Origin of the sequence: Streptomyces sp. NPDC127197 (assembly GCF_042672405.1) — a bacterium.
In the GTDB taxonomy this organism is placed as follows: Bacteria; Actinomycetota; Actinomycetes; order Streptomycetales; family Streptomycetaceae; genus Streptomyces; species Streptomyces flavusporus.
On the sequence record NZ_JBHXVG010000002.1, the window covers coordinates 20708 to 40844 of the forward strand.

Consider the following 20137-nt stretch of genomic DNA (forward strand, 5'->3'; position numbering starts at 1 on the left):
AAGGGCCGCGGATCCCGAGTGGGGTTCCGCGGCCCTGAAGGCGCCGGCCTGATCGCCGATCAGGCTGGATCACTCCAGGGTTCTGGCCCACGGAAGGCCCACATCAGGTGGTGCTGCGTCGTCTGCTTCCGGAATCCGGCACCGGTCGCCGTAAAGGCATAGGCCTTGGCCTGTGCCACTACTGCCGCTTCCAGTGCCTTGGTCGGTCGCTCATTGCGCTCGCGGACGGGAAGTCCCGCGAGGGACAGGGAGGACGCCGGACGGACGGCACGAATGCCGGACAGACCGGTGCCCAGGTTGGAGACGCCGAGCATGCACACGGAGGCGACCGAGCGATCGGTCATTTTGACGATGCTGGTGGTGCTGTTCTTGATGCTGATCACTGGACTCGCCTCCTCTCGGCGTCTCGGGGGACTGGGGTGAGCCAGTCCGACGGATATGCAAGTACAACACGGAATCAGGGCCTCCGAGAAGGCCGCTGTTCCCGTGGCTAAGAACCTATGGGGATTGCTGGGGCATGCGCAAACTATTTTTTCGACGAGTTGGTATCAGTCCCCGTCTTCCTCTCCCTCTGGCTCGTGGCCTGCGCAGATGGCCAGGACGTCGGTCCCATAGCGGTTGAGCTTGCGCACTCCGACCCCCGGGATTCGAGCCAGTTCGCCCTCGTCGTCAGGGGCGGCCTCGGCGATCGCCATCAGCGTCTTGTCGGTGAAGACGCAGAACGCCGGCTGGCCACTGCGCCGTGCCTGGACCTCGCGCCACTGCCGCAGCCGCTCGTAGAGCCCCTCGTCCATGTCGGAGGGGCAGTCCTCACAGCGCATCAGCTTCATCTCGCCGGCGTCGGTGAGGGTGCGTCCGCAGACCCGGCAGCGGGCCGGGGTGCGCTGGGTCCGTCTCGGCGCGGCGGGACCTGTGCCGCTGCCGCCGTGACCGCGCTCGATGCCACCAGAGGCCCCGGCCCCGCTGCGGCCCCCGGTCGCGGCCGATCCCGGACGCAGTCCGTCGAGGAAGCGGCTGGGGCGCCGATTGGGGCGGCCACCGGGTGAGCGGGCGAGAGACCAGGAGACGTGGAGATGTGAGCGTGCGCGGGTGACGCCGACGTAGAGGAGGCGGCGTTCCTCCTCGATCTGTTCGTCGGTCTTCGCGTAGGTGATCGGCATCATGCCCTCAGCGACTCCGACGAGGAAGACGACGTCCCATTCCAGGCCCTTGGCGGAGTGCAGGGAGGCGAGGGTGACGCCCTGCACGGTGGGTGCGTGCTGGGCGTTCGCGCGTTCGTCGAGCTCTGCGACGAGGTCGCTCAGGGTGGCGTCGGGCCGGGCTGCCGCGAAGTCCTGCGCGAGGTTCACGAGCGCGGCGAGGGACTCCCAGCGTTCTCTGACGGCGCCGGATCCGGCGGGGGGCGTGGTCGTCCAGCCCTCGCCGGACAGCACTGCCCGGACCTGGGACGGCAGGTCGACGGCCTCGTCGAGGAGCGAGTCGTTGCCGCCGAAGCGGGCCGCTCCGCGCAGGGCGATGCCTGCCTTGCGCACTTCGGGGCGGTCGAAGAACCGTTCGGCGCCGCGCAGTTGGTAGGGGATCCCGGCGTCGGCGAGGGCCTGCTCGTAGGTCTCGGACTGGGCGTTGGTGCGGAACAGGATGGCGATCTCACCGGCCGGGACGCCGGCGTCGAGGAGCTCACGGATGCGGCGTGCGGCGCCCTCGGCCTCGGCGGGCTCGTCGGTGTGTTCGGTGTAGACGGGCTCGGGGCCCGGGGGGCGCTGGGAGACGAGTTCCAGCCGGTGGTCGGCGGCGCGGCCGCGGGCCTGGGCGAGCAGTCCGTTGGCGAGATGGACGACCTGGGGTGTGGAGCGGTAGTCGCGGACCAGTTTGACGACGGTGGCGCCGGGGTGGCGGGTGCGGAAGTCGAGCAGGTGGTCGGGGGTTGCTCCTGTGAACGAGTAGATCGTCTGGCTGGCGTCGCCGACGACGCACAGGTTGTCCCGGTCGCCGAGCCAGAGTTCCAGCAGGCGCTGTTGGAGGGGGCTGACGTCCTGGTATTCGTCGACGACGAAGTGCTGGTACTGGGCGCGGACCTGCTCGGCGATGTCGTGCCGGTCCTGAAGGATGGCGACGGTCAGCAGCAGGACGTCCTCGAAGTCGATGACGGCGCGGTCGCGTTTGAGGTCTTCGTAGGTGGAATAGAGCTGGACGATCTCGGCCGGGTCGCGTGGGGCCTCACGGCCGGCCTTCGCGGCTGCGAGCGGGTAGTCGGCGGGGACGGTCTGGGTGACCTTGGACCATTCGATCTCGGCGGTGATGTCCCGCAGCTCGCCCCGGTCGAGGCGGATACGGCAGGCGGCGGCCGCGTCGGCGACGAGTTGGAACTTGCGGTCGACGAGCCGGGGCACGGAGCCGCCGACTGCTTTCGGCCAGAAGTACTGGAGCTGGCGCAGTGCGGCCGAGTGGAACGTGCGGGCTTGGACGCCGGTGGCGCCGAGCTGGCGAAGGCGGCCGCGCATCTCGCCGGCGGCGCGGTTGGTGAAGGTGACGGCGAGCACGCTGGAGGGCTGCAGGATGCCGGCGCGTACGCCGTAGGCGATGCGGTGGGTGATGGCCCGGGTCTTGCCGGTGCCTGCGCCTGCAAGCACGCACACCGGGCCGTGCAGCGCGGTGGCGACTTCGCGCTGCTCGGGGTCGAGCCCTTCGAGCACCGCGTCGGCCCCGCTCGGCGGAGCCGAGTACTGAGCACTGCCGGGGTGCTGCGGGAAGAGGGTGGAGTGCGTTGCTGCTGTCACACGGCCATGCTGCCAGGTCGCCGGAGGCGGGTGAGCCGGTTGTCCACAGGCGGCTCCCTGCAGTCGTACTAATGCGGCAGGCGTCACGTCCTGCCGTATACCCCCGGCGGGAATGGCGGACCGTTCGCGTACGTTCCCCCTCTGCGACCATCCGTCCCCGACCCGCCGAGGAGCGCGAGAGACATGCCGGGCACTGTGACGATGTACAGCACCACGTGGTGCGGCTACTGCCGCCGGCTGAAGAGCCAGCTGGACCGCGAGGGCATCGCGTACACCGAGATCAACATCGAGCAGGACCCGGAGTCCGCGGCGTTCGTGGAGAAGGCGAACGGTGGCAACCAGACGGTGCCCACCGTTCGGGTAGTTCCCGCCACTGGTGGCGACGAGGTCGTGATGACGAACCCGAGCCTTGCTCAGGTGAAGCAGGCGCTCGGCGTCTGATTCGTCTCCCTGAAAGCGGCCCTCGCCCCTGAATTGGACGCGGGGGCTGCTCCTTTTACCGGGTCTTCTACCGCCGCTTCCAGAAGCTCATCAGTTCGGCCAGGGCCCGGATGATCTCGGGTCGGTGTCCTGGCTCCGCATCCCTCAGCGCGATGGCCAGAGCCACCAACATCATGACGGCCAAGAGCGCCACGAAGGCCAACAATACGTACGGCCCCGAAATGGCCAGCTCCTGCATGACGCCCCACACAGCGCCCCCTCCTGGACGGGTCTGACCGCCGTCTTCGCGAAGGGTGAGCTGGCTGCAACAACCTCAACGAAGACAGGCGGAAGTCTGTCTGTAGTCGCAGCCACCCGCGAACTGCGCCCCACGTGCCAGTGGGGTGTTCGTTGAGGTCGTGAAAAACCGACCAGTCTCTTCAATTGAGCGGGTGTGGCACGCCTCTCCAGGTGCCAACTGCGCAACCCTGCCCCATGCCGACACGGCGGGACGCCGACTAGCACATGAGCCCAGGGTCAAGCAGCTTGCACGCTACGTTACATGGCACCCGGCTTGTACCACCAACCGCCCTGGAAGCAGGGCCGGGAGGCCTTTCCTGTCCTGGAAAGGCAGGGATCTTGACCATGCTGTCCGCAGGTCGGAAGCATCGAACGCGACACCGACCGTCGACAGACGTGAGGGGGAGCCGTGGGAGCACCGCTGCGGAAGCTGTCGGGAGACCCGGAGCGCAAGAACGGCACACGCCCGACCTTGTGGGGCACTGATGACGGCAAGAACTACGTGGTGCAGGGCTACGTGATCACCGCCCCTGAGCGGCTGGCACAGCTCGCCCCCCGAAGGGGAGACGGCTGTCATGGTCCCGGCCGCCGTGCTTGAGGAGTACTTCAGTGCTCAGCGGTGAGGAGTTCGGCCGCCTCTTCGAAACCTTCGAGCGGACCGCGTTCCGGCTGGAGACCCTGGCCATGTACGAGGTGGTGGAGGAGCGGGAAGAGATCGCGCGGTTCCTCGCGGGTGAGGACATGGGGCCGGAGTGGGACGACAACCCATGGGTCCGCTCGATGACGGACAAGGGTAAAAACGTGTCCCGCGTCCACGTGCTGCGCTCTCCCCTGGCCGACTACCTGCGCTACGAACTGTCCGCCTGCCCTGGGAACATCAAGGTCGAGGAGTCCATCGGGATCATCGACCTGGCCGAGCAGGACGTGACCGGCCTGCCCGATCACGACTTGTGGCTCTTCGACGACTGCGACGTGTACCACATGCACTACACCCCCCGAGGGGGGCACGAGGGCAAGTTCATGGGCGGTGAGTTGCTGCCTGCCGACCGACTCGCAGAGAAGGTGAAGGAAGAGTTCCTCGGTGAACGCCCGAGCAGAGGTCACGGAGGCTACGGCATGGCGCCTGCTGCACCGTATGGGTCCGTGGAAGCACTAGTCATCCCCGGACTCCTCCAGAACCCGGAGTACGCCACGGCAGTGTTCTGTTTGCCTCCCCCGCTGCGGACGAGACCAAGGCCCGGACGGTGGCAGCGACGCTGGAGCGTCAGGCCCCGCTCTACGAAGACGGTCGGTCGTTCCGCTTCGTGATCTGTGAGTACGTCCTACGGTGGCTGATCTGCGAGCCGGCCGTCAGGCAGTCCAACTCGACCGGCTTGTGTCCCTGTCCCGACTCCCCAATGTAGCCATCGAGGTTGTGCCCCTGTCCGGTCGGATGCCGGACTTCCCTATGACGTGCTTCAGCATCCACGACGACCGGCTCGTGATCGTCGAGACGTTCCACTCCGAGCTCACGACTCGGGATCCCAGGGACAGGGGCGCAGGTCAAGCAGAAGATCGGCGCGTAATCGGCTCATCCGGAGGGGTGTGGAGCCGCTGCCACTGGAGTGCTCTCACGCGTGCTCTGGTGAGCGGGAGAGTATTGGCGCTCTGTGGGGGCGTCGGGTGCGTCGGTGATGGCGTCGATCTCTTGGGATGGGAACGGAGGTATGCACATCGAATGCGTGACCTTTGCGGGTGGGCTTCGTTGCATGCGGTGACGGGGTCTTCAGGGGAAGCCGGGTGGGGGCGGACGGGTGCGTGGGCTGAGGGAAGTGGCGGAGCCGTTCGTCGCGTCCGGCCCTACCGGTGTGGCGGTCCGTACCCGCCTCAAGCACCTGACACCCGTGGACGAGCAGGTGCTGCGCCTGGTCGGCGCGCATCTGGGGGCGCTCGCCTCGAAGGATCTCAAGGCGCGCTGCCGTGACGGCCTGGAGCACTCCGCCGACACCTGGGCTGCGCGCAAGCGTGATCTGACCACGGCGTCGTCATCGCGCTGGGCGGGCAGCATCACCAAGGCGTCGCACGACCAGTGGGCGCTGACTCGTCGTGGCCAGCTCGCGCACATTCAGAACCTGGAAGCGGGCATCAGGACCATCGCGCACCGGCTGTCCCTGCCAGTCGGCGAGAAGGGCTTCCGGGGGGTGCCGGGCGGCTACCGATCCCGGCAGGAGTGGTTTGCCAAGTCCCGGCGTCTGCACGTGCTGGAGGATCGGCTGGCCGGCGAGCAGGCCGACCGCGAAGCCGGAATCGTGCACGTGGTACGCGGCGGAAAGCGACTGGCGCGCACCCGGCACCACCTGGACGCAGCCCAACTCACCGAGGCCAGGTGGCGCCGGTGTTGGGAGTCCGAGCGCTGGTTCCTCGCCGCGGACGGCGAGTCCGGGAAGCGGTACGGCAACGAGACCATCCGCGTCAGCCCCGAGGGCGAGGTGAGCATCAAGCTGCCCGCACCGCTCGCGCATCTGGCGAACGCGCCACACGGCCGGTACGTGCTCGCCTGCCGCGTCACATTCCCGCACCGGGGCGCCGAGTGGGCCGACCGTATCGAGGCCAACCGGGCCGTGGCCTACCGCATCCACCTGGACGTGGGCCGGGACCGCTGGTACGTGACCGCCTCCTGGCAGATCCCGCCCACCCAGACCATCCCACTGGCCTCCGCGCTCGCCGAGGGCGTGATCGGTGTCGATACCAACGCCGATCACCTTGCCGCCTGGCGCCTGGATGTTCACGGCAACCCGATCGGCAGCCCCCGCCGCTTCTTCTACGACCTGTCCGGCACGCGCGATCACCGCGACGCCCAGGTCCGGCACGCCCTCACCCGACTGCTGAACTGGGCCAAGACCTGCGGTGTGAAAGCGATCGCCATCGAGGACCTGGACTTCGGTGCGGAGAAGACCCGTGAGAAGCACGGACGCAAGAAGCGGTTCCGCCAGCTGATCTCCGGGATGCCCACCGGCAGGCTCCGGGCCCGGCTCACTTCGATGACCGACCAAATGAGCATCGCGATCATCGCTGTTGACCCGGCCTACACCTCCAAGTGGGGAGCCCAGCACTGGCAGCAGCCCCTCACCTGCAAGACCCGTGAGACCACTCGCCACGACGCGGCAGCGGTGGCGATCGGAAGGCGCGCCCAGGGACACCCGATCCGGCGACGGACGGCACCGCCCCACGACGACCGGAGTGATCGTCGTGGGCATCGGACCGCCCAGGCCCGGTCGGGCGCTCCTGGGCGTGAGGGAACCCGCCCCCGCATTCCCGGACCGCGCACACGATGCGCCGGGCCCGGATGTGGAGCGAATGCGGGGGACCAGTGTGCCCAACACCGTTCGGGGCACACGGCTGAGCATGGGTTCTGGCAACAGGACTCATTCCCGCTCAGCCTCTAGGAACGGTGGCCGTCCCTCACCGGCGGCCGCCCCTTCGTCGTGTGGTCAGAAGGCGGTGCGGGTCGGCAGTGGCTTGCCGTACCAGAGTTCGATCAGGCGGGCCGCGATGGAGATGCCGTAGGGCGGCAGCACTTCTCCGGAGTCGAAGGCGGCGCGCAGTTCGTCGCGGGAGAACCAGCGGGCCTCGTGGATCTCGTCGCCGTCGACGTCGATGTCGGTGGAGGTGGCGCGGGCCATGAAGCCGAGCATGAGGCTGGACGGGAAGGGCCAGGGCTGGCTGGCGACGTACTCGACCTGGCCGACGGTGATGCCGGCCTCTTCGTGGACCTCGCGGCGTACGGACTGCTCGATGGACTCGCCGGGCTCGACGAAGCCGGCGAGTGTGGAGAAGCGGCCTTCGGGCCAGTGGACCTGGCGGCCGAGCAGGATGCGGTCGTCCTCGTCGGTGACGGCCATGATCACGGCGGGGTCGGTGCGGGGGTAGTGCTCGGCGCCGCAGGCAGGGCAGCGGCGGATGTGGCCGGCCGCTGCGATGACGGTGCGTTCGCCGCAGCGGGAGCAGAAGCGGTGTGTGCGCTGCCAGTTCTCCAGGCCGACCGCGTGCACCATGAGGCCTGCGTCGCGGGGGGAGAGCAGCAGGCCGGCCTCGCGCAGGCCGGCGGGGCGCGCGGACTGGTCCATGCGGCCGGGCAGGGCGTCCTTCTGGAGGGCGAAGTAGGAGACGCCGTCTTCGTCTATGCCGAGGAAGTAGCGGTGGGCCTCGGTGAGCGGGGCTTCAAAGGACGGGCTCATGACGAGTTCGGTGCGGCCGTCGGCTGTCTCGTCGATGAGGACCTGACCGCCGGAGACCACGAAGCAGCGGGTTGTGGGGTGGCTCCACGCCGCCGCGAGCCAGGCCTCGTCGAGGCGGTGGTGTGCGGCACGGTCGATTCCGCTGGGGGCGGTGAGCGAGATGGGTCGGTCGGCGGTGTGGTCGGTCCAGGTGGTCACGGGTGCTTCCAACTCCCCCGGTGGAACGGTTGATGCGGCGGCGGTTCAGCGGGACGTACGGCGGGAGGCGACCGGGTGCGGCGGGGCTCCGTGGTGCGGCGCGGCTCTTCCAGTGTGCCCCGTGCGGGGCGGGGCTCCGTGCGGCGTGGATCGGTCAGGGCTCATGAGGCCAGTGCTCTGCGAGGTCGCCCCACAGGTATGCGGTGGTCTCGGCGCCCTTGAGGAGCAGGTCGAGCTCGACTTTCTCGTTGGGGGCGTGCCAGCCGTCGGAGGGGACGGAGATGCCCAGGAAGAGGACGGGTGCGCCGAGGATTTCCTGGAGGTCCGCGGCGGGTCCGGAGCCGCCCTCGCGGGTGTAGCGGACGGGTGTTCCGAAAGCGCGGCTCATGGCGCGGGCGACGGACTGCAGGGCCGGGTGGTCCAGTGGCGTCAGGCAGGGGCGTGTGGCCGCGGAGAAGGCGATGTCGTGCCGGATGCCGGCGGGGACCTGGTCGGCCACCCAGGCGCGGACGGCCTTCTCGATGTGGTCGGGGTCCTGGCCCGCGACCAGGCGGAAGGACAGCTTCACCATGGCCGTGGACGGGATGATCGTCTTGCTGCCGGGGCCCTGGTAGCCGCTGCCGATACCGTTGACCTCGGCCGTAGGGCGGGCCCATATGCGCTCCAGGGTGGTGTATCCGGCCTCGCCCTGGGTGGCGTACGACTTGGCGGTGCGGAGCCACTGCTGCTCGTCGAAGGGCAGTTCGGCGAGGAGTGCGCGCTCCCGGTCGGTGAGGTCGACGACGCCGTCGTAGAAGCCGGGGATCGCCACGCGCGCGTGCTCGTCGTGCAGGGCGGCGACGAGGCGGGCGACGGCGGTCGCCGGGTTGGGGACGGCGCCGCCGAAGGAGCCGGAGTGGATGTCCTGGTCGGGGCCGTGCAGCCGGATCTCGCACTCGGCGAGGCCGCGCATGCCCGTGCACACGGTGGGGGTGTCCTCGGACCACATGCCGGTGTCGGAGACGATCACCGCGTCGGTGGTGAGCCGGTGGGCGTGCTCCTGGACGAGGGCCCGGAAGTGCGGGGAGCCGGACTCCTCCTCGCCTTCGATGAGCAGTTTGAGGTTGACGGCCGGGGTGGTGCGGCCGGTGGCGGCGAGGTGGGCGCGGACGCCGAGTGTGTGGAAGAACACCTGGCCCTTGTCGTCGGCGGCCCCGCGCGCGTAGAGGCGGTTTTCCCGGACGACGGGTTCGAAGGGCTCGCTGTCCCAGCCGTCCTCGCGGGCGGCGGGCTGCACGTCGTGGTGGCCGTAGACGAGGACGGTGGGTGCGGTGGGGTCGTCGGAGGGCCACTCGGCGTAGACGGCGGGTGCGCCCTGCGTCTGCCAGATCTCGGCGGTCGGGAAGCCGGTCTCCTTGAGCTTGCCGGCGAGCCAGTCGGCGCTGCGCCGGACGTCGGGCGCGTGGTGGGGCTGGGCGGACACCGACGGGATGCGCAGCCACTCGGCGAGGTCGTCGAGGAAGGCGGCAGCGTGCTGGTCGATGTACGTGCGGACGGCGCTGTCCGGGGTCTGGCTCATGGTCACGAGCCTATCGGCCCGCAGTGACAGTCCGGTCGTGCGGTTCGTCACCGGGCGGCTCGTCCAGCAGCAGCTGTTCCAGCGCGGCGCGGTCCGGGAGGTCGTCGGGGCGTACGACCTCGCCGGTGCGTACGTACATGAAGGCGGCGGTGACCGATTCCAGGGGCACACCCTGCTGCTCGGCCCAGGCGAGTCGGTACACGGCGAGCTGGAGGGGGTCGGCGGTCGGGGTGCGGCCGGTCTTCCAGTCGACGATCTCGTACGTCGCCTGCTCGCCGTCGCCGTCCCGGTAGACGGCGTCGATACGGCCCCGTACGACGCGGCCGGCGATGGCGAGCTGGAACGGGGCTTCGACGCGGTAGGGCGTGCGGTGGGCGTACTCGGTGCGTTCGAAGGCTTCCTTGAGGGCCTCCAGATCGCGTTCGTCGGCGATCTCGGCTTCGGTGCCGGGCAGCTCTTCCGGCTCCAGCATGGGCAGGGTCAGTTCTTCGAAGCGTGCCTCGACCCAGGCGTGGAAGCGGGTGCCGCGGCGTGCGGCGGGCTGGGGTGGATGTGGCATGGGGCGGGCCAGCTCCTGGGCGAAGCCGTCCGGGTCGGCGGCGAGGCGTAGCAGCTGGGAGGCGGTCAGCGAGGCCGGCAGGGGGACCTCGGTGACGGACTCGCGCGCGCGGAGGAGCTCCCCGGTGAGGGCGTCGAGGTCGCGGTCCCAGGAGGCGACGGTGCGGGCCTCTTCGGGGGTGAGCGGGCTCGGCTCGGGCTCCGGGGGGTGTGGGCGTGCGCCGTGCGTGGTGTGGAGGTCCGGGGACGTCGCCTGGTGCGGGACGGTCGGGCGGTGCTGCTCCGTCGGGTGGTACGCGTCCGTCGGGCGCTGCGTGGCCCAGGAGTCCCAGTCGGCCGGGTCCTCCTCGGTTTCCTCCGTGTAGGGGACCTCGTCCTCATAGGGGATCTCGTGTCCATGAGGGATCTCGTCCTCATGGGGGATCTCGTCGTCCGGTGGCGGGGGCCAGTCCGGGTCGTCGTGGGTGTCGGGGTCGTGTACGGCGGCGGGGCGGCCACTGTCGTGGGAGGCGAGGTCGTCGAGGTGGGCGAGGACCGTCGCGGCGGCCGCGCGGCGTCGGGCCAGTGCCGTGTCGTCCAGGGGCAGTGGCCACCGCTGCTCGGCGGTGGCCTGGTGCAGGGCCGGGTTCTCCTCGTCCTCGGCGGGTTCCTCCGCCCATGCCTCGATCTCGCCGTGACCGGCGGCGCAGTGGTCGTGGAGGGCCTGGAGGAAGTCGGACGGTCCGCGGGGCTTCTTCTGCGTGGGACCCCACCAGTGGCCGGAGCCGAGGAGCAGGGAGCGGGGGCGGGTGAAGGTGACGTAACCGAGGCGGAGTTCCTCGATGTGCTGATGGTCCTTCATGGCCTCGTGGAAGGCCTTCATGCCGCGTGAGTCCCAGGTCTGGACGTCGGGCAGTGTGTCGGCGTCGCCGCGCAGTTCGTGGGGCAGCACCTTGGCCTGGGCAGTCCACTTCTCGCGGCCCTGGCTGCTGGGGAAGGTCCCGGTGACCAGGCCGGGCACGGCGACGACGTCCCACTCCAGGCCCTTGGACTTGTGCGCGGTGAGCACCTTGACGGTGTTCTCGCCGCCGGGGAGGGCGTTGTCGAGGCCCTTTTCGTACTGGGCGGCGGTGCGCAGGAAGCCCAGGAAGGCGAGCAGGCTCGCTTCGTTCTCGTTCGCGGCGAAGGAGGCGGCGATGTCCAGGAAGTTGGAGAGGGTTTCGCGGCGGCGGGCGGCCAGGGCGTGCGGGGACGCCGAGAGTTCGACTTCCAGTCCGGTGACGGCGAGGACACGGTGGAGTACGTCCATGAGCGGGTCGGACAGGAAGCGGCGCAGGTCGCGCAGTTCGGCGGCGAGGCGCGCGAACCGTACGCGCGCGTCCGGCGAGAAGGGCAGCCCGTCGTCGTCCCCGTCGCCCTCCAGTGGGGTCTCCAGGAACGTGTCGAGGGCGTCGGCGAGGGAAATCACCTCGGCCGGGTCGACGCCTTCGACTGCTTCTGCGAGCCGACGGTCGGGGTCGTCGTCCGTGTCCACGCGCGCGTGGGACACGAGTAGCCGGGCGCGCCTGCCCAGGAGGGCGAGGTCGCGCGGGCCGATGCGCCAGCGGGGGCCGGTCAGCAGCCGGACCAGGGAGGCGTTGGCGCCCGGGTCCTGGAGCACCTCGCAGACGGCGACCAGGTCGGCCACCTCGGGCAGGTGCAGCAGTCCGGAGAGGCCGACGACCTCCACGGGGATGTCGCGGGCGACGAGCGCGCTCTGGATTTCGGCGAAGTCGGTGGCTGTGCGGCACAGGACGGCGATCTCGCCGGGTTCCTTGCCGGTGCGGACGAGGTGGGCGAGGGAGTCGGCGATCCAGTCGATCTCCTCGGCGTGGGTGTGCAGCAGGGCGCAGCGGACGATGCCGTCGCGTTCGGCGCCGGGGGCGGGGCGGAGGGCCTCCACGCCCGCGTGCATGGCGCGCAGCGGCTCGGCGAGGCCGTTGGCGAGGTTCAGGAGGCGGCCGCCGCTGCGGCGGTTCTCACTGAGCGCCTGGCGGGTGGCGGGGCGGCCGTCGGTGTGGGCGAAGTGGTCGGGGAAGTCGTCCAGGTTGGCGACGGAGGCGCCGCGCCAGCCGTAGATGGCCTGGCAGGGGTCGCCGACGGCGGTCACGGGGTGGCCGGTGCCGCCGCCGAACAGCCCTGCCAGGAGGACGCGTTGGGCGACGGATGTGTCCTGGTACTCGTCGAGGAGGACGACGCGGAACTCGTCGCGCAGGATGCGGCCGACGTCGGGGAGTTGGGCGAGGTGCGCGGCGAGGGCGATCTGGTCGCCGAAGTCGAGCAGGTCGCGCTCGCGTTTCGCGGCCCGATAGCGCAGGACCAGTTCGGTGAGTTCCCGGCGGGCGGCGGCCGTCTCGGGGACCTTGCGCAGGTCGGCGTTGGTGAGCTTGACGCGCTGCAGGGTGTGCAGCAGTTCGGCGTCCCAGGTGCGCAGGTCCTCGGGGCGTACGAGGTGTTCGGCGAGTTCGGAGTCCAGGGTGAGCAGGTCGCTGACGAGGTCCGCGAAGGAGCGGGTCAGCGCCGGGTACGGGCCGGGGGCTTCGCGCAGCACGCGCGCGGCGAGCTGGTAGCGGGTGGCGTCGGCGAGGAGGCGGGAGGTCGGTTCGAGCCCGATGCGCAGGCCGTGGTCGGTCAGCAGACGGCCCGCGAACGCGTGGTAGGTGGAGATGACCGGTTCGCCGGGCGGGTTGTCCGGGTCGATGACGTCCGGGTCGGTCACACCTGCCTTGACGAGGGCTTTGCGGACGCGCTCGGCGAGTTCGCCTGCGGCCTTGTTGGTGAAGGTGAGGCCGAGCACCTGTTCGGGGGCGACCTGGCCGGTACCGACCAGCCACACCACGCGGGCCGCCATCACCGTGGTCTTGCCGGATCCGGCTCCGGCCACGATCACCTGCGGGGCGGGCGGCGCGGTGATGCAGGCCGTCTGCTCAGGGGTGAACGGAATCCCGAGGAGCTCCTTGAGCTGCTCGGGATCGGTGATACGGGCGGGCACGTCCAAGAGGCTAGCGGCGGACACTGACAGCAGATGCCGGATCGGCTGTCGGGACGGGAGAAGCGCAGGTCAGCACATGCGGTGCGATACGTCACTCGACTACGTGGCGGCCCTCGGGCCGCGCGCTGCACGACGCCTGGAAAGCGCAGTGCGTGCAGTGCTGACCGGTCGTCGGGGTGAACCGTTCGTCGAGCACCTTGCCTGCCGCGGTGGCCAGCAGCTCACCGACCCACTCTCCCTCCAGGGGCTCCTGGGCCTGCACCTTGGGGAGGGTCTCACCGCCGTCCCGCTTGGCGGCTCCCTGGCGCAGCTGGACCAGTTCGGCACCACCAGGCTCGGGGCGCGCCCCGTCGAAGGCCTCGTCGACGGCGCCTTCGCGGACAGCCAACTGGTAGACCGCGAGCTGGGGGTGGCGGGCCACGTCGGCCGCGCTGGGCGCCTGCTTGCCGGTCTTGAAGTCGACGACATAGGCGCGGCCCTCGCCGTCCGCCTCGACGCGGTCCATGGAGCCGCGGATGCGTACCTCGTAGTCGCCCGTTTCGAGGGTGACGTCGAAGTCGTGCTCGCTCGCCACCGGCGTACGCCCGGTGCGGTCCATGACGTGCCACTTCAGGAATCTTTCGAGCGCTGCGCGCGCGTGCTCCTTCTCCTGCGCCGACTTCCACGGCGCGTCGAAGGCGAGCGCGTCCCACACCGAGTCCAGGCGTTCCATGAGGACGGCGAGGTCGGCCGGGGTGCGCCCGGAGGCCACCTCGTCGGCGAGGACGTGCACCACGTTGCCGAAGCCCTGGGCGGCGGTGGCGGGCGCGTCGGCTTTTACCTCGCGGCCGAGGAACCACTGCAGGGCGCAGGTGTTGGCCAGCTGGTTCAGGGCGCTTCCGGAGAGTACGACGGGCTGGTCGCGGTTGCGTAGCGGCACCTTGGACTCGGTCGGCTCGAACATGCCCCACCAGCGGTAGGGATGCGCGGACGGGACGAGTGGGCGGCCGTCCTCGTCGGCGAGCGCGGCGAGCCGGGCCAGTCGGCGTGCGGCGGCCTCCCTCAGGGCGTCGGAGACTCGCGGGTCGACCGTCGTGGCGCGCAGTTCGGCGACGAGCGCGGCCACGGACAGCGGGCGACGCGGGCGGCCCGTGACGTCCTTGGGTTCGACGCCGAGTTCGGTCAGGAAGCGGGAGGGTTGGTCGCCGTCGTCGGCGGGAGCCTTCACCGCGGTGACGACGAGGCGTTCACGCGCGCGCGTGGCGGCAACGTAGAACAGGCGGCGCTCCTCGGCGAGCAGTGCACCGGGGGTGAGTGGTTCGGCAAGTCCGTCGCGGCCGATGCGGTCGGCCTCCAGGAGGGAGCCGCGGCGGCGCAGATCCGGCCACAGGCCCTCCTGGACGCCCGCGACGACGACCAGACGCCATTGGAGCCCCTTGGAGCGGTGCGCGGTCATCAGCCGCACGGCGTCGGGGCGTACGGCACGCCGCGTGAGGGTGTCGGCGGCGATGTCCTCGGCCTCCAGCTCCTCCAGGAAGTTGAGGGCGCCGCGGCCGCCGGAGCGTTCCTCGGCGCGGGCCGCGGTCGCGAACAGCGCACACACGGCGTCCAGGTCGCGGTCCGCGTTGCGTCCGGCGGCACCGCCGCGCCGGGCGGCCCTCTCCAGGCGCGTGGGCCAGGGCGTGCCCTGCCACAGGTCCCACAGCGCCTCCTCGGCGGTACCGCCGCCCGCGAGGCGCTCACGCGCCGTGCGCAGCAGCGCGCCGAGGCGCTGGGCACCGCGCGCGTACGCCGGGTCGTGTGCCACCAGGCGTTCGGGTTCGGCGAGCGCTCGCGCGAGCAGCTCGTTCGACGGTGGCGGCACCGGATTGCCCGCGGCCCGCTCCTCCTCACGCAGGGCACGGCCGAGGCGGCGCAGATCGGCGGCGTCCATGCCGGCGAGGGGGGAGGCGAGGAGAGTGAGGGCGGTTTCGGTGTCGAGCCAGGGGGTGTGCTGTTCGGTCTCTTCGGGATTCGCCGGCTCCGCGGTTTCCGCCCGCTCCGGGGTGCGCGGGTCGTTGCCTGCCCGGCCCGACTCCGCCGTGGCGACCGCCCGGAGCGCCGTCAGCAGCGGGGCCACCGCCGGCTCGTGGCGCAGCGGCATGTCGTCGCCGTCGATGTCGAGGGGCACGCCGGCGGCTGTGAGGACGCGGCGGACCGTGGGGATGGTGCGCGATCCGGCGCGCACCAGGACGGCCATGTCGCTCCAGGGGACGCCGTCCTCGAGGTGGGCCCTGCGGAGGATGTCGGCGATGTTGTCCAGCTCGGTGCCGGGCGTCGGGTACGTGTAGACCTCGACGCGGCCGCCGTCGCGCACCGGAGCCAGCTCGCGGTGGGCGCGCACCTTGTCCGTGGGAAGGCGGGTCAGCGGCATGCGTTGGGTCAGCAGCCGGGTCGCGGCGAGCAGGGCGGCAGCGGAACGGCGGGAGGTCCGCAGCACCTCGACGGGGGCCGGGCGGCCGTCCGCGCGCGGGAAGGCGCGCGGGAAGTCCAGGATGCCGTTCACGTCCGCGCCCCGGAAGGCGTAGATCGACTGGTCGGGGTCGCCGAAGGCGACCAGGGTGCGCCCCTCGCCGGCCAGGGCGTGCAGGAGACGGACCTGGGCGGGGTCGGTGTCCTGGTACTCGTCCACGAACACGGCGTCGTACTGCGCGATGAGCCGCTGGGCGACCTCGGGGCGGCGGGCGATGAGCACCGCGCGGTGGACCAGTTCGGCGTAGTCGAGCACGCCCTGCAGGTCGAGCACGTCGAGGTACTCGGCGAGGAAGGCTGCCGCGGCGCGCCAGTCGGGGCGGCCGATGCGCCGCGCGAAGGCGTCCAGGGCGTCCGGTCCCAGGCCCAGCTCGCGGCTGCGGGCGAGCACCGCACGGACCTCGTCGGCGAAGCCGCGGGTGGTCAGGCAGGCGCGCAGCTCGTCCGGCCAGCGCACGTGCGCGAGACCGAGCCGCTCGAGGTCCGGCTGGCCGGCGAGCAACTCGCGGACGGTCACGTCCTGCTCGGGCCCGGACAGCAGCCGCAGCGGCTCGACGAACAGGTCGCTGTCCTGGTGGGCGCGCACGAGGGCGTAGCAGAACGAGTGGAAGGTGGTCGCCTGGGGCGCGCGGGCCGCCCCTATGCGCAGGGCCATGCGGTCGCGCAGCTCCACGGCGGCCTTACGGCTGAACGTCAGCACCAGGATCCGCTCGGGGTCCCCTCCGCGCGCGATGCGGGCCGCGACGGACTCCACGAGCGTGGTGGTCTTGCCGGTTCCCGGGCCCGCGAGGACGAGCAGAGGTCCCGCCTCATGGTCAACCACCGCGCGCTGTGCCGCGTCCAGACGAGGGGGACCCGTTCGGACCGGCGGGGTACGCACCAGTCGGTAAGCGCCACGGCTCCCCTGTCGCACCTGCGGGTGCGACGGGCGCTGGGTGGAGGAAGAGGAGCTCACGTGGTTCGCCGGTCCTGGTGGGTGTGCAGTCTCGGTGCCGGCGCGGAGCGCCGTCGTCGGGGGTGGTGGTCGGGTGACGGGTGGGCCGTCCACCGCGCGAGGCGGGCGGTGACCGCGGGATGAGGGAGACACGCGCAGCCGACGCTACGCCGACGAAAGGGACGGAAGCAGGGCTTCCGCTTCTTCCCTCGCGACTCATGTGGCCCGCGTGCCTCTTGTCTCTCGAACGTACGTCATGCCACAGATGTGCCCTGTTTCGCTCGTACGGATCACGGGTCACACGCGGACGCGTCCAATGGCGGAAGCTGTCAGATGTGACCCTCCGCGCGTTCGCCGCCGTCCCACCGCGCGCGTCTCATGTCGACGCGCGGCAGGTGCCCCTCTGCGGCCCGGCTCGCCTCCTTCAGGGGTGTGCCCTCCGCGCGGTAGTGACCGAGCGCCTCCAGCTCGTGCCCGGGAAGCAGGACGCCGTCCGCGCGGACGACGCGCCACCACGGAACGGCTCCCCCGTAGAGAGCCATCACGCGGCCGACCTGGCGGGGGCCTCCCTCCTCCAGCCACTCCGCGACGTCGCCGTACGTCATGACGTGCCCGGCCGGGATCAGTTCGGCGACCTCGAGGACCCGCTCGGCGTACTCCGGCAGGACGTCGGTGTACTCCGGGCGGGCGTCCCCAGGAAGACTCTCCTCGCTCATTCGCCCCATCCTGCCGCACGGCACCGACAAGGTGACCTGCTCGCAACTGTGCGTGGCCCTCGCCGTGGAGCGGCCCGTCGGCAGACTGTGCGCTCCCGCATTTGCACCCTGATGCCCCCGTGTGTCGGTGGGGCATGCCACCATCGTGCGGGCGGTGACTGGTGATACGAGATCAAGAAGAGACGATGAAGCAGCAGGGTGTGCGGCCCGAGGACGCGGAGAGCACCTCTGATGCGTCATCGCGCCCGGACACCGCCGACGCGAACGAGAAGCCGGTGACGAAGGCCGACCCACCGAGCGGGAAGGGCGCATCCCGCGCCGACGAGGCCCCGATCGACGAGGTCGAGGGCGACGAACCGCTGCTCCCCGCGCGCGTGCACCGCCCCTCCGACCTGATGCGACTCCTGGTCGGCGTGCTCGCCGTCGTCGTGCTGATCGCCATCGCCGCGTTCGCGCACGGCACCACCTCGGGCCTCGAACAGGACATCACCAAGGGCACCGGTCAGGCACCCGACCTACTCATCAAAATCGCGGGACTGGCGTCCAGCATCGCGATCCTCCTGGTTCCGGTCGCGTTCGCCATCGAACGGCTGATCAAGCGGGACGGACTGCGCATCGCCGACGGCGTGCTCGCGGCGGTCCTCGCGCACGGGGTGACGCTCGCCACCGACCTGTGGGTCGCCCGGGCCGCCCCCGACTCGATCCAGGAGGCGCTCACCCAGCCCTCCCCCGGCGACATCAACGCCCTGACCGACCCGGTGCACGGCTATCTCGCCCCGGTCATCGCGTACATGACGGCCGTCGGCATGTCCCGCAGACCGCGCTGGCGGGCCGTGCTGTGGATCGTGCTGCTCCTCGACGCCTTCTCCATGCTTGTCACCGGCTACACCACACCGTTCTCGATCATCCTGACGGTGCTGATCGGCTGGACCGTCGCCTACGGCACGCTGTACGCGGTCGGCTCGCCCAACGTCCGGCCCACCGGTCGGACCCTGATGGCGGGCCTGCGGACGGTCGGCTTCCACCCGGTGAGCGCGTCGCGCGAGGAGACCCCGGATGCAGCGGACAACGGCGACCGCGGCCGGCGCTATTTCGTCACCCTGGAGAACGGACCACCACTGGACGTCACAGTGGTCGACCGGGAGCAACAGGCACAGGGCTTCTTCTACCGGGTGTGGCGCAACCTGACGCTGCGCGGCTTCGCCACCCGCCGCAGCCTCCAGTCGCTGCGGCAGGCGCTGGAGCAGGAGGCACTGCTGGCGTACGCGGCCATCGCGGCGGGCGCCAACGCACCCAAGCTGATCGCCACCTCCGAACTGGGCCCCGACGCCGTGATGCTCGTCTACGAGCACACCGGCGGCCGCACCCTCGACTCGCTGGCCGAGGAGGAGATCTCCGACGAGCTGCTGCGCAGCACCTGGCACCAGGTGCAGGCGCTGCAGTCCCGGCGCATCGCACACCGCAGGCTCGCGGGTGACGCGATCCTGGTGGATCGTTCCGGCACGGTCATCCTCACCGATCTGCGCGGTGGCGAGATCGCGGCCGGGGACCTGCTGCTGCGCATGGACGTCGCACAGCTGATGACGACGCTCGCCCTGCGGGTCGGCGCCGAGCGGGCAGTGGCCTCCGCCGTCGCGGTGCTCGGCCCTGACGCCGTGGCCGACTGCCTGCCGATGCTCCAGCCCATCGCGCTCACCCGCTCCACACGCGCGACCCTGCGGCGACTGGCCCGGGAGCGCGCCGAGCGCGAGCGGGAGGCGGTGCTGGCGGCGTCGCGGCAGTCCAGGCAGGCCCGTGCGGGGGCGGCCGCGGACGACGACAGTGCGGTCGTACCGGCAAAGCCCGGCAAGAAGGCCGTACGCGCGCAGGCCAGGGCAGAGAAGCGGGCCATGGACGAGGCCGTGGAGGAGGCGCGCGAGGACGATCTGCTCACCCAGATCCGGCACGAGGTGCTGCGGATCAGGCCGCAGGCACCGGTCGAGCCGGCCCGGCTGGAGCGGGTGCGACCGCGCACGCTGATCAGTTTCATCGCCGGAGCCATCGGCGCGTACTTCCTGCTGACGCAGCTCACGCACATCGAGTTCGGACCGCTCGTGGCCAACGCCGAGTGGGGCTGGGTCATCGCGGCCGTGCTGTTCTCGGCACTCAGCTATGTCGCCGCCGCGATGAGCCTGCTGGGGTTCGTGCCCGAACGGGTGCCGTTCCCACGGACCGTGGCGGCCCAGGTCGCCGGGTCGTTCGTGAAGATCGTGGCGCCGGCCGCGGTGGGCGGTGTCGCGCTCAACACGCGCTTCCTCCAGCGCGCGGGGGTGCGGCCCGGTCTGGCGGTGGCCAGCGTCGGCGCGTCGCAGCTGTTCGGGCTGGGCTGTCACATCCTCATGCTGTTGGCCTTCGGTTATCTGACCGGTACCGAGAAGACACCGTCCCTGTCGCCGTCCCGGACGGTCATCGCGGGTCTGCTGACGGTCGCGGTGCTGGTGCTCGTGGTGACGTCGGTGCCGTTCATGCGGAAATTCGTCGTCACGCGCGTGCGGTCGCTTTTCGCCGGTGTCGTGCCGCGCATGCTGGACGTGCTCCAGCGGCCGCAGAAGCTGGTCACCGGCATCGGCGGCATGCTGCTGCTCACCGCATGCTTCGTGATGTGCCTGGACGCGTCGATCCGCGCCTTCGGCGACGAGACCACGTCCATCAGCATCGCCAGCGTCGCCGTGGTCTTCCTCGCCGGCAACGCGCTCGGCTCCGCAGCCCCGACACCCGGCGGTGTGGGCGCGGTCGAGGCGACCCTGACCGTCGGCCTGATCGCCGTCGGCCTGCCCAGCGAGGTCGCCGCCCCGGCCGTGCTGCTGTTCCGCCTGCTGACCCTGTGGCTGCCGGTGCTGCCGGGCTGGCTGGCCTTCAACCACCTGACGCGCAAGGGCGCGCTGTAGGCCAGATCGCGGGTACGCGGGCAGGCCCTGCA

The 20137-nt window shown here is 70.9% G+C and carries 14 protein-coding genes; 6 read left to right on the plus strand and 8 right to left on the minus strand.

Going from position 1 to position 20137, the window contains the following annotated elements; translation table 11 throughout:
• Positions 1–59: 59 nt before the first annotated feature.
• Together ACFVJQ_RS02780 and ACFVJQ_RS02785 are read right to left on the minus strand one after the other, a co-directional pair.
• On the minus strand, positions 60–383 hold the full coding sequence (locus tag ACFVJQ_RS02780; RefSeq protein ID WP_129802263.1) for a hypothetical protein: 324 nt from the start codon (positions 381–383) through the stop codon (positions 60–62).
• A gap of 165 nt (positions 384–548) precedes the next feature.
• On the minus strand, positions 549–2777 hold the full coding sequence (locus ACFVJQ_RS02785; protein WP_385780430.1) for an ATP-dependent DNA helicase UvrD2: 2229 nt from the start codon (positions 2775–2777) through the stop codon (positions 549–551).
• Positions 2778–2960: 183 nt separating this feature from the next.
• On the opposite strand from ACFVJQ_RS02785, the gene ACFVJQ_RS02790 reads away from it, so the two are divergent.
• Entirely contained in the window at positions 2961–3218 is a 258-nt protein-coding gene (locus ACFVJQ_RS02790; protein WP_385780433.1) for a mycoredoxin, read from the plus strand.
• Positions 3219–3285: 67 nt separating this feature from the next.
• Here ACFVJQ_RS02790 and ACFVJQ_RS02795 read toward each other — a convergent pair whose 3' ends face one another.
• On the minus strand, positions 3286–3456 hold the full coding sequence (locus ACFVJQ_RS02795; RefSeq protein WP_385510700.1) for a hypothetical protein: 171 nt from the start codon (positions 3454–3456) through the stop codon (positions 3286–3288).
• Positions 3457–3906: 450 nt separating this feature from the next.
• Here ACFVJQ_RS02795 and ACFVJQ_RS02800 point away from each other — a divergent pair, with 450 nt between their 5' ends.
• From ACFVJQ_RS02800 to ACFVJQ_RS02815, 4 genes are read left to right on the plus strand one after another with little or no spacing between them, the layout of a single operon-like run.
• On the plus strand, positions 3907–4095 hold the full coding sequence (locus tag ACFVJQ_RS02800) for a hypothetical protein (RefSeq protein WP_385510701.1): 189 nt from the start codon (positions 3907–3909) through the stop codon (positions 4093–4095).
• A gap of 11 nt (positions 4096–4106) precedes the next feature.
• Positions 4107–4805 carry a DUF6879 family protein gene (locus ACFVJQ_RS02805; protein ID WP_385780437.1) on the plus strand — a complete coding sequence of 233 codons (699 nt, stop codon included), beginning with the start codon at positions 4107–4109 and terminating at the stop codon, positions 4803–4805.
• A 19-nt stretch (positions 4806–4824) separates the two neighbouring features.
• On the plus strand, positions 4825–5460 hold the full coding sequence (locus tag ACFVJQ_RS02810; RefSeq protein WP_385510703.1) for a Scr1 family TA system antitoxin-like transcriptional regulator: 636 nt from the start codon (positions 4825–4827) through the stop codon (positions 5458–5460).
• On the plus strand, positions 5345–6922 hold the full coding sequence (locus tag ACFVJQ_RS02815; protein ID WP_385780440.1) for an IS200/IS605 family accessory protein TnpB-related protein: 1578 nt from the start codon (positions 5345–5347) through the stop codon (positions 6920–6922). Before ACFVJQ_RS02810 ends, ACFVJQ_RS02815 begins: the two co-directional genes overlap by 116 nt.
• 45 nt (positions 6923–6967) lie before the next feature.
• Here ACFVJQ_RS02815 and nudC read toward each other — a convergent pair whose 3' ends face one another.
• From nudC to ACFVJQ_RS02840, 5 genes are all read right to left on the minus strand, one after another.
• The gene (gene nudC / locus ACFVJQ_RS02820; RefSeq protein ID WP_224737493.1) at positions 6968–7912 is read right to left on the minus strand and encodes an NAD(+) diphosphatase; all 945 of its coding nucleotides are present in this window, start codon (positions 7910–7912) and stop codon (positions 6968–6970) included.
• A gap of 154 nt (positions 7913–8066) precedes the next feature.
• Entirely contained in the window at positions 8067–9470 is a 1404-nt protein-coding gene (locus ACFVJQ_RS02825) for a dipeptidase (RefSeq protein WP_385510706.1), read from the minus strand.
• Between the two features lie 10 nt (positions 9471–9480).
• Positions 9481–13038 carry an ATP-dependent helicase gene (locus ACFVJQ_RS02830; RefSeq protein ID WP_385510708.1) on the minus strand — a complete coding sequence of 1186 codons (3558 nt, stop codon included), beginning with the start codon at positions 13036–13038 and terminating at the stop codon, positions 9481–9483.
• Between the two features lie 91 nt (positions 13039–13129).
• Positions 13130–16483, minus strand: a complete 3354-nt coding sequence (locus ACFVJQ_RS02835) for an ATP-dependent helicase (RefSeq protein WP_385780445.1) — start codon at positions 16481–16483, stop codon at positions 13130–13132.
• A 308-nt stretch (positions 16484–16791) separates the two neighbouring features.
• Positions 16792–17178, minus strand: coding sequence for an MGMT family protein (locus ACFVJQ_RS02840; RefSeq protein ID WP_224740215.1), 387 nt, complete (start codon positions 17176–17178; stop codon positions 16792–16794).
• A 185-nt stretch (positions 17179–17363) separates the two neighbouring features.
• Between ACFVJQ_RS02840 and ACFVJQ_RS02845 the strand changes: the two genes are divergently transcribed.
• Entirely contained in the window at positions 17364–20105 is a 2742-nt protein-coding gene (locus ACFVJQ_RS02845) for a YbhN family protein (RefSeq protein WP_385510711.1), read from the plus strand.
• The last annotated feature ends 32 nt before the right edge of the window (positions 20106–20137 follow it).

What these genes read in the sequence shown, in the direction of transcription:
- ACFVJQ_RS02790 (WP_385780433.1), top strand. Translation starts at nt 2,961, where the DNA reads ATGCCGGGCACTGTGACGATGTACAGCACCACGTGGTGCGGCTACTGC.
- ACFVJQ_RS02795 (WP_385510700.1), bottom strand. Translation starts at nt 3,456, where the DNA reads ATGCAGGAGCTGGCCATTTCGGGGCCGTACGTATTGTTGGCCTTCGTG.
- ACFVJQ_RS02825 (WP_385510706.1), bottom strand. Translation starts at nt 9,470, where the DNA reads ATGAGCCAGACCCCGGACAGCGCCGTCCGCACGTACATCGACCAGCAC.
- ACFVJQ_RS02840 (WP_224740215.1), bottom strand. Translation starts at nt 17,178, where the DNA reads ATGAGCGAGGAGAGTCTTCCTGGGGACGCCCGCCCGGAGTACACCGAC.
- ACFVJQ_RS02845 (WP_385510711.1), top strand. Translation starts at nt 17,364, where the DNA reads ATGAAGCAGCAGGGTGTGCGGCCCGAGGACGCGGAGAGCACCTCTGAT.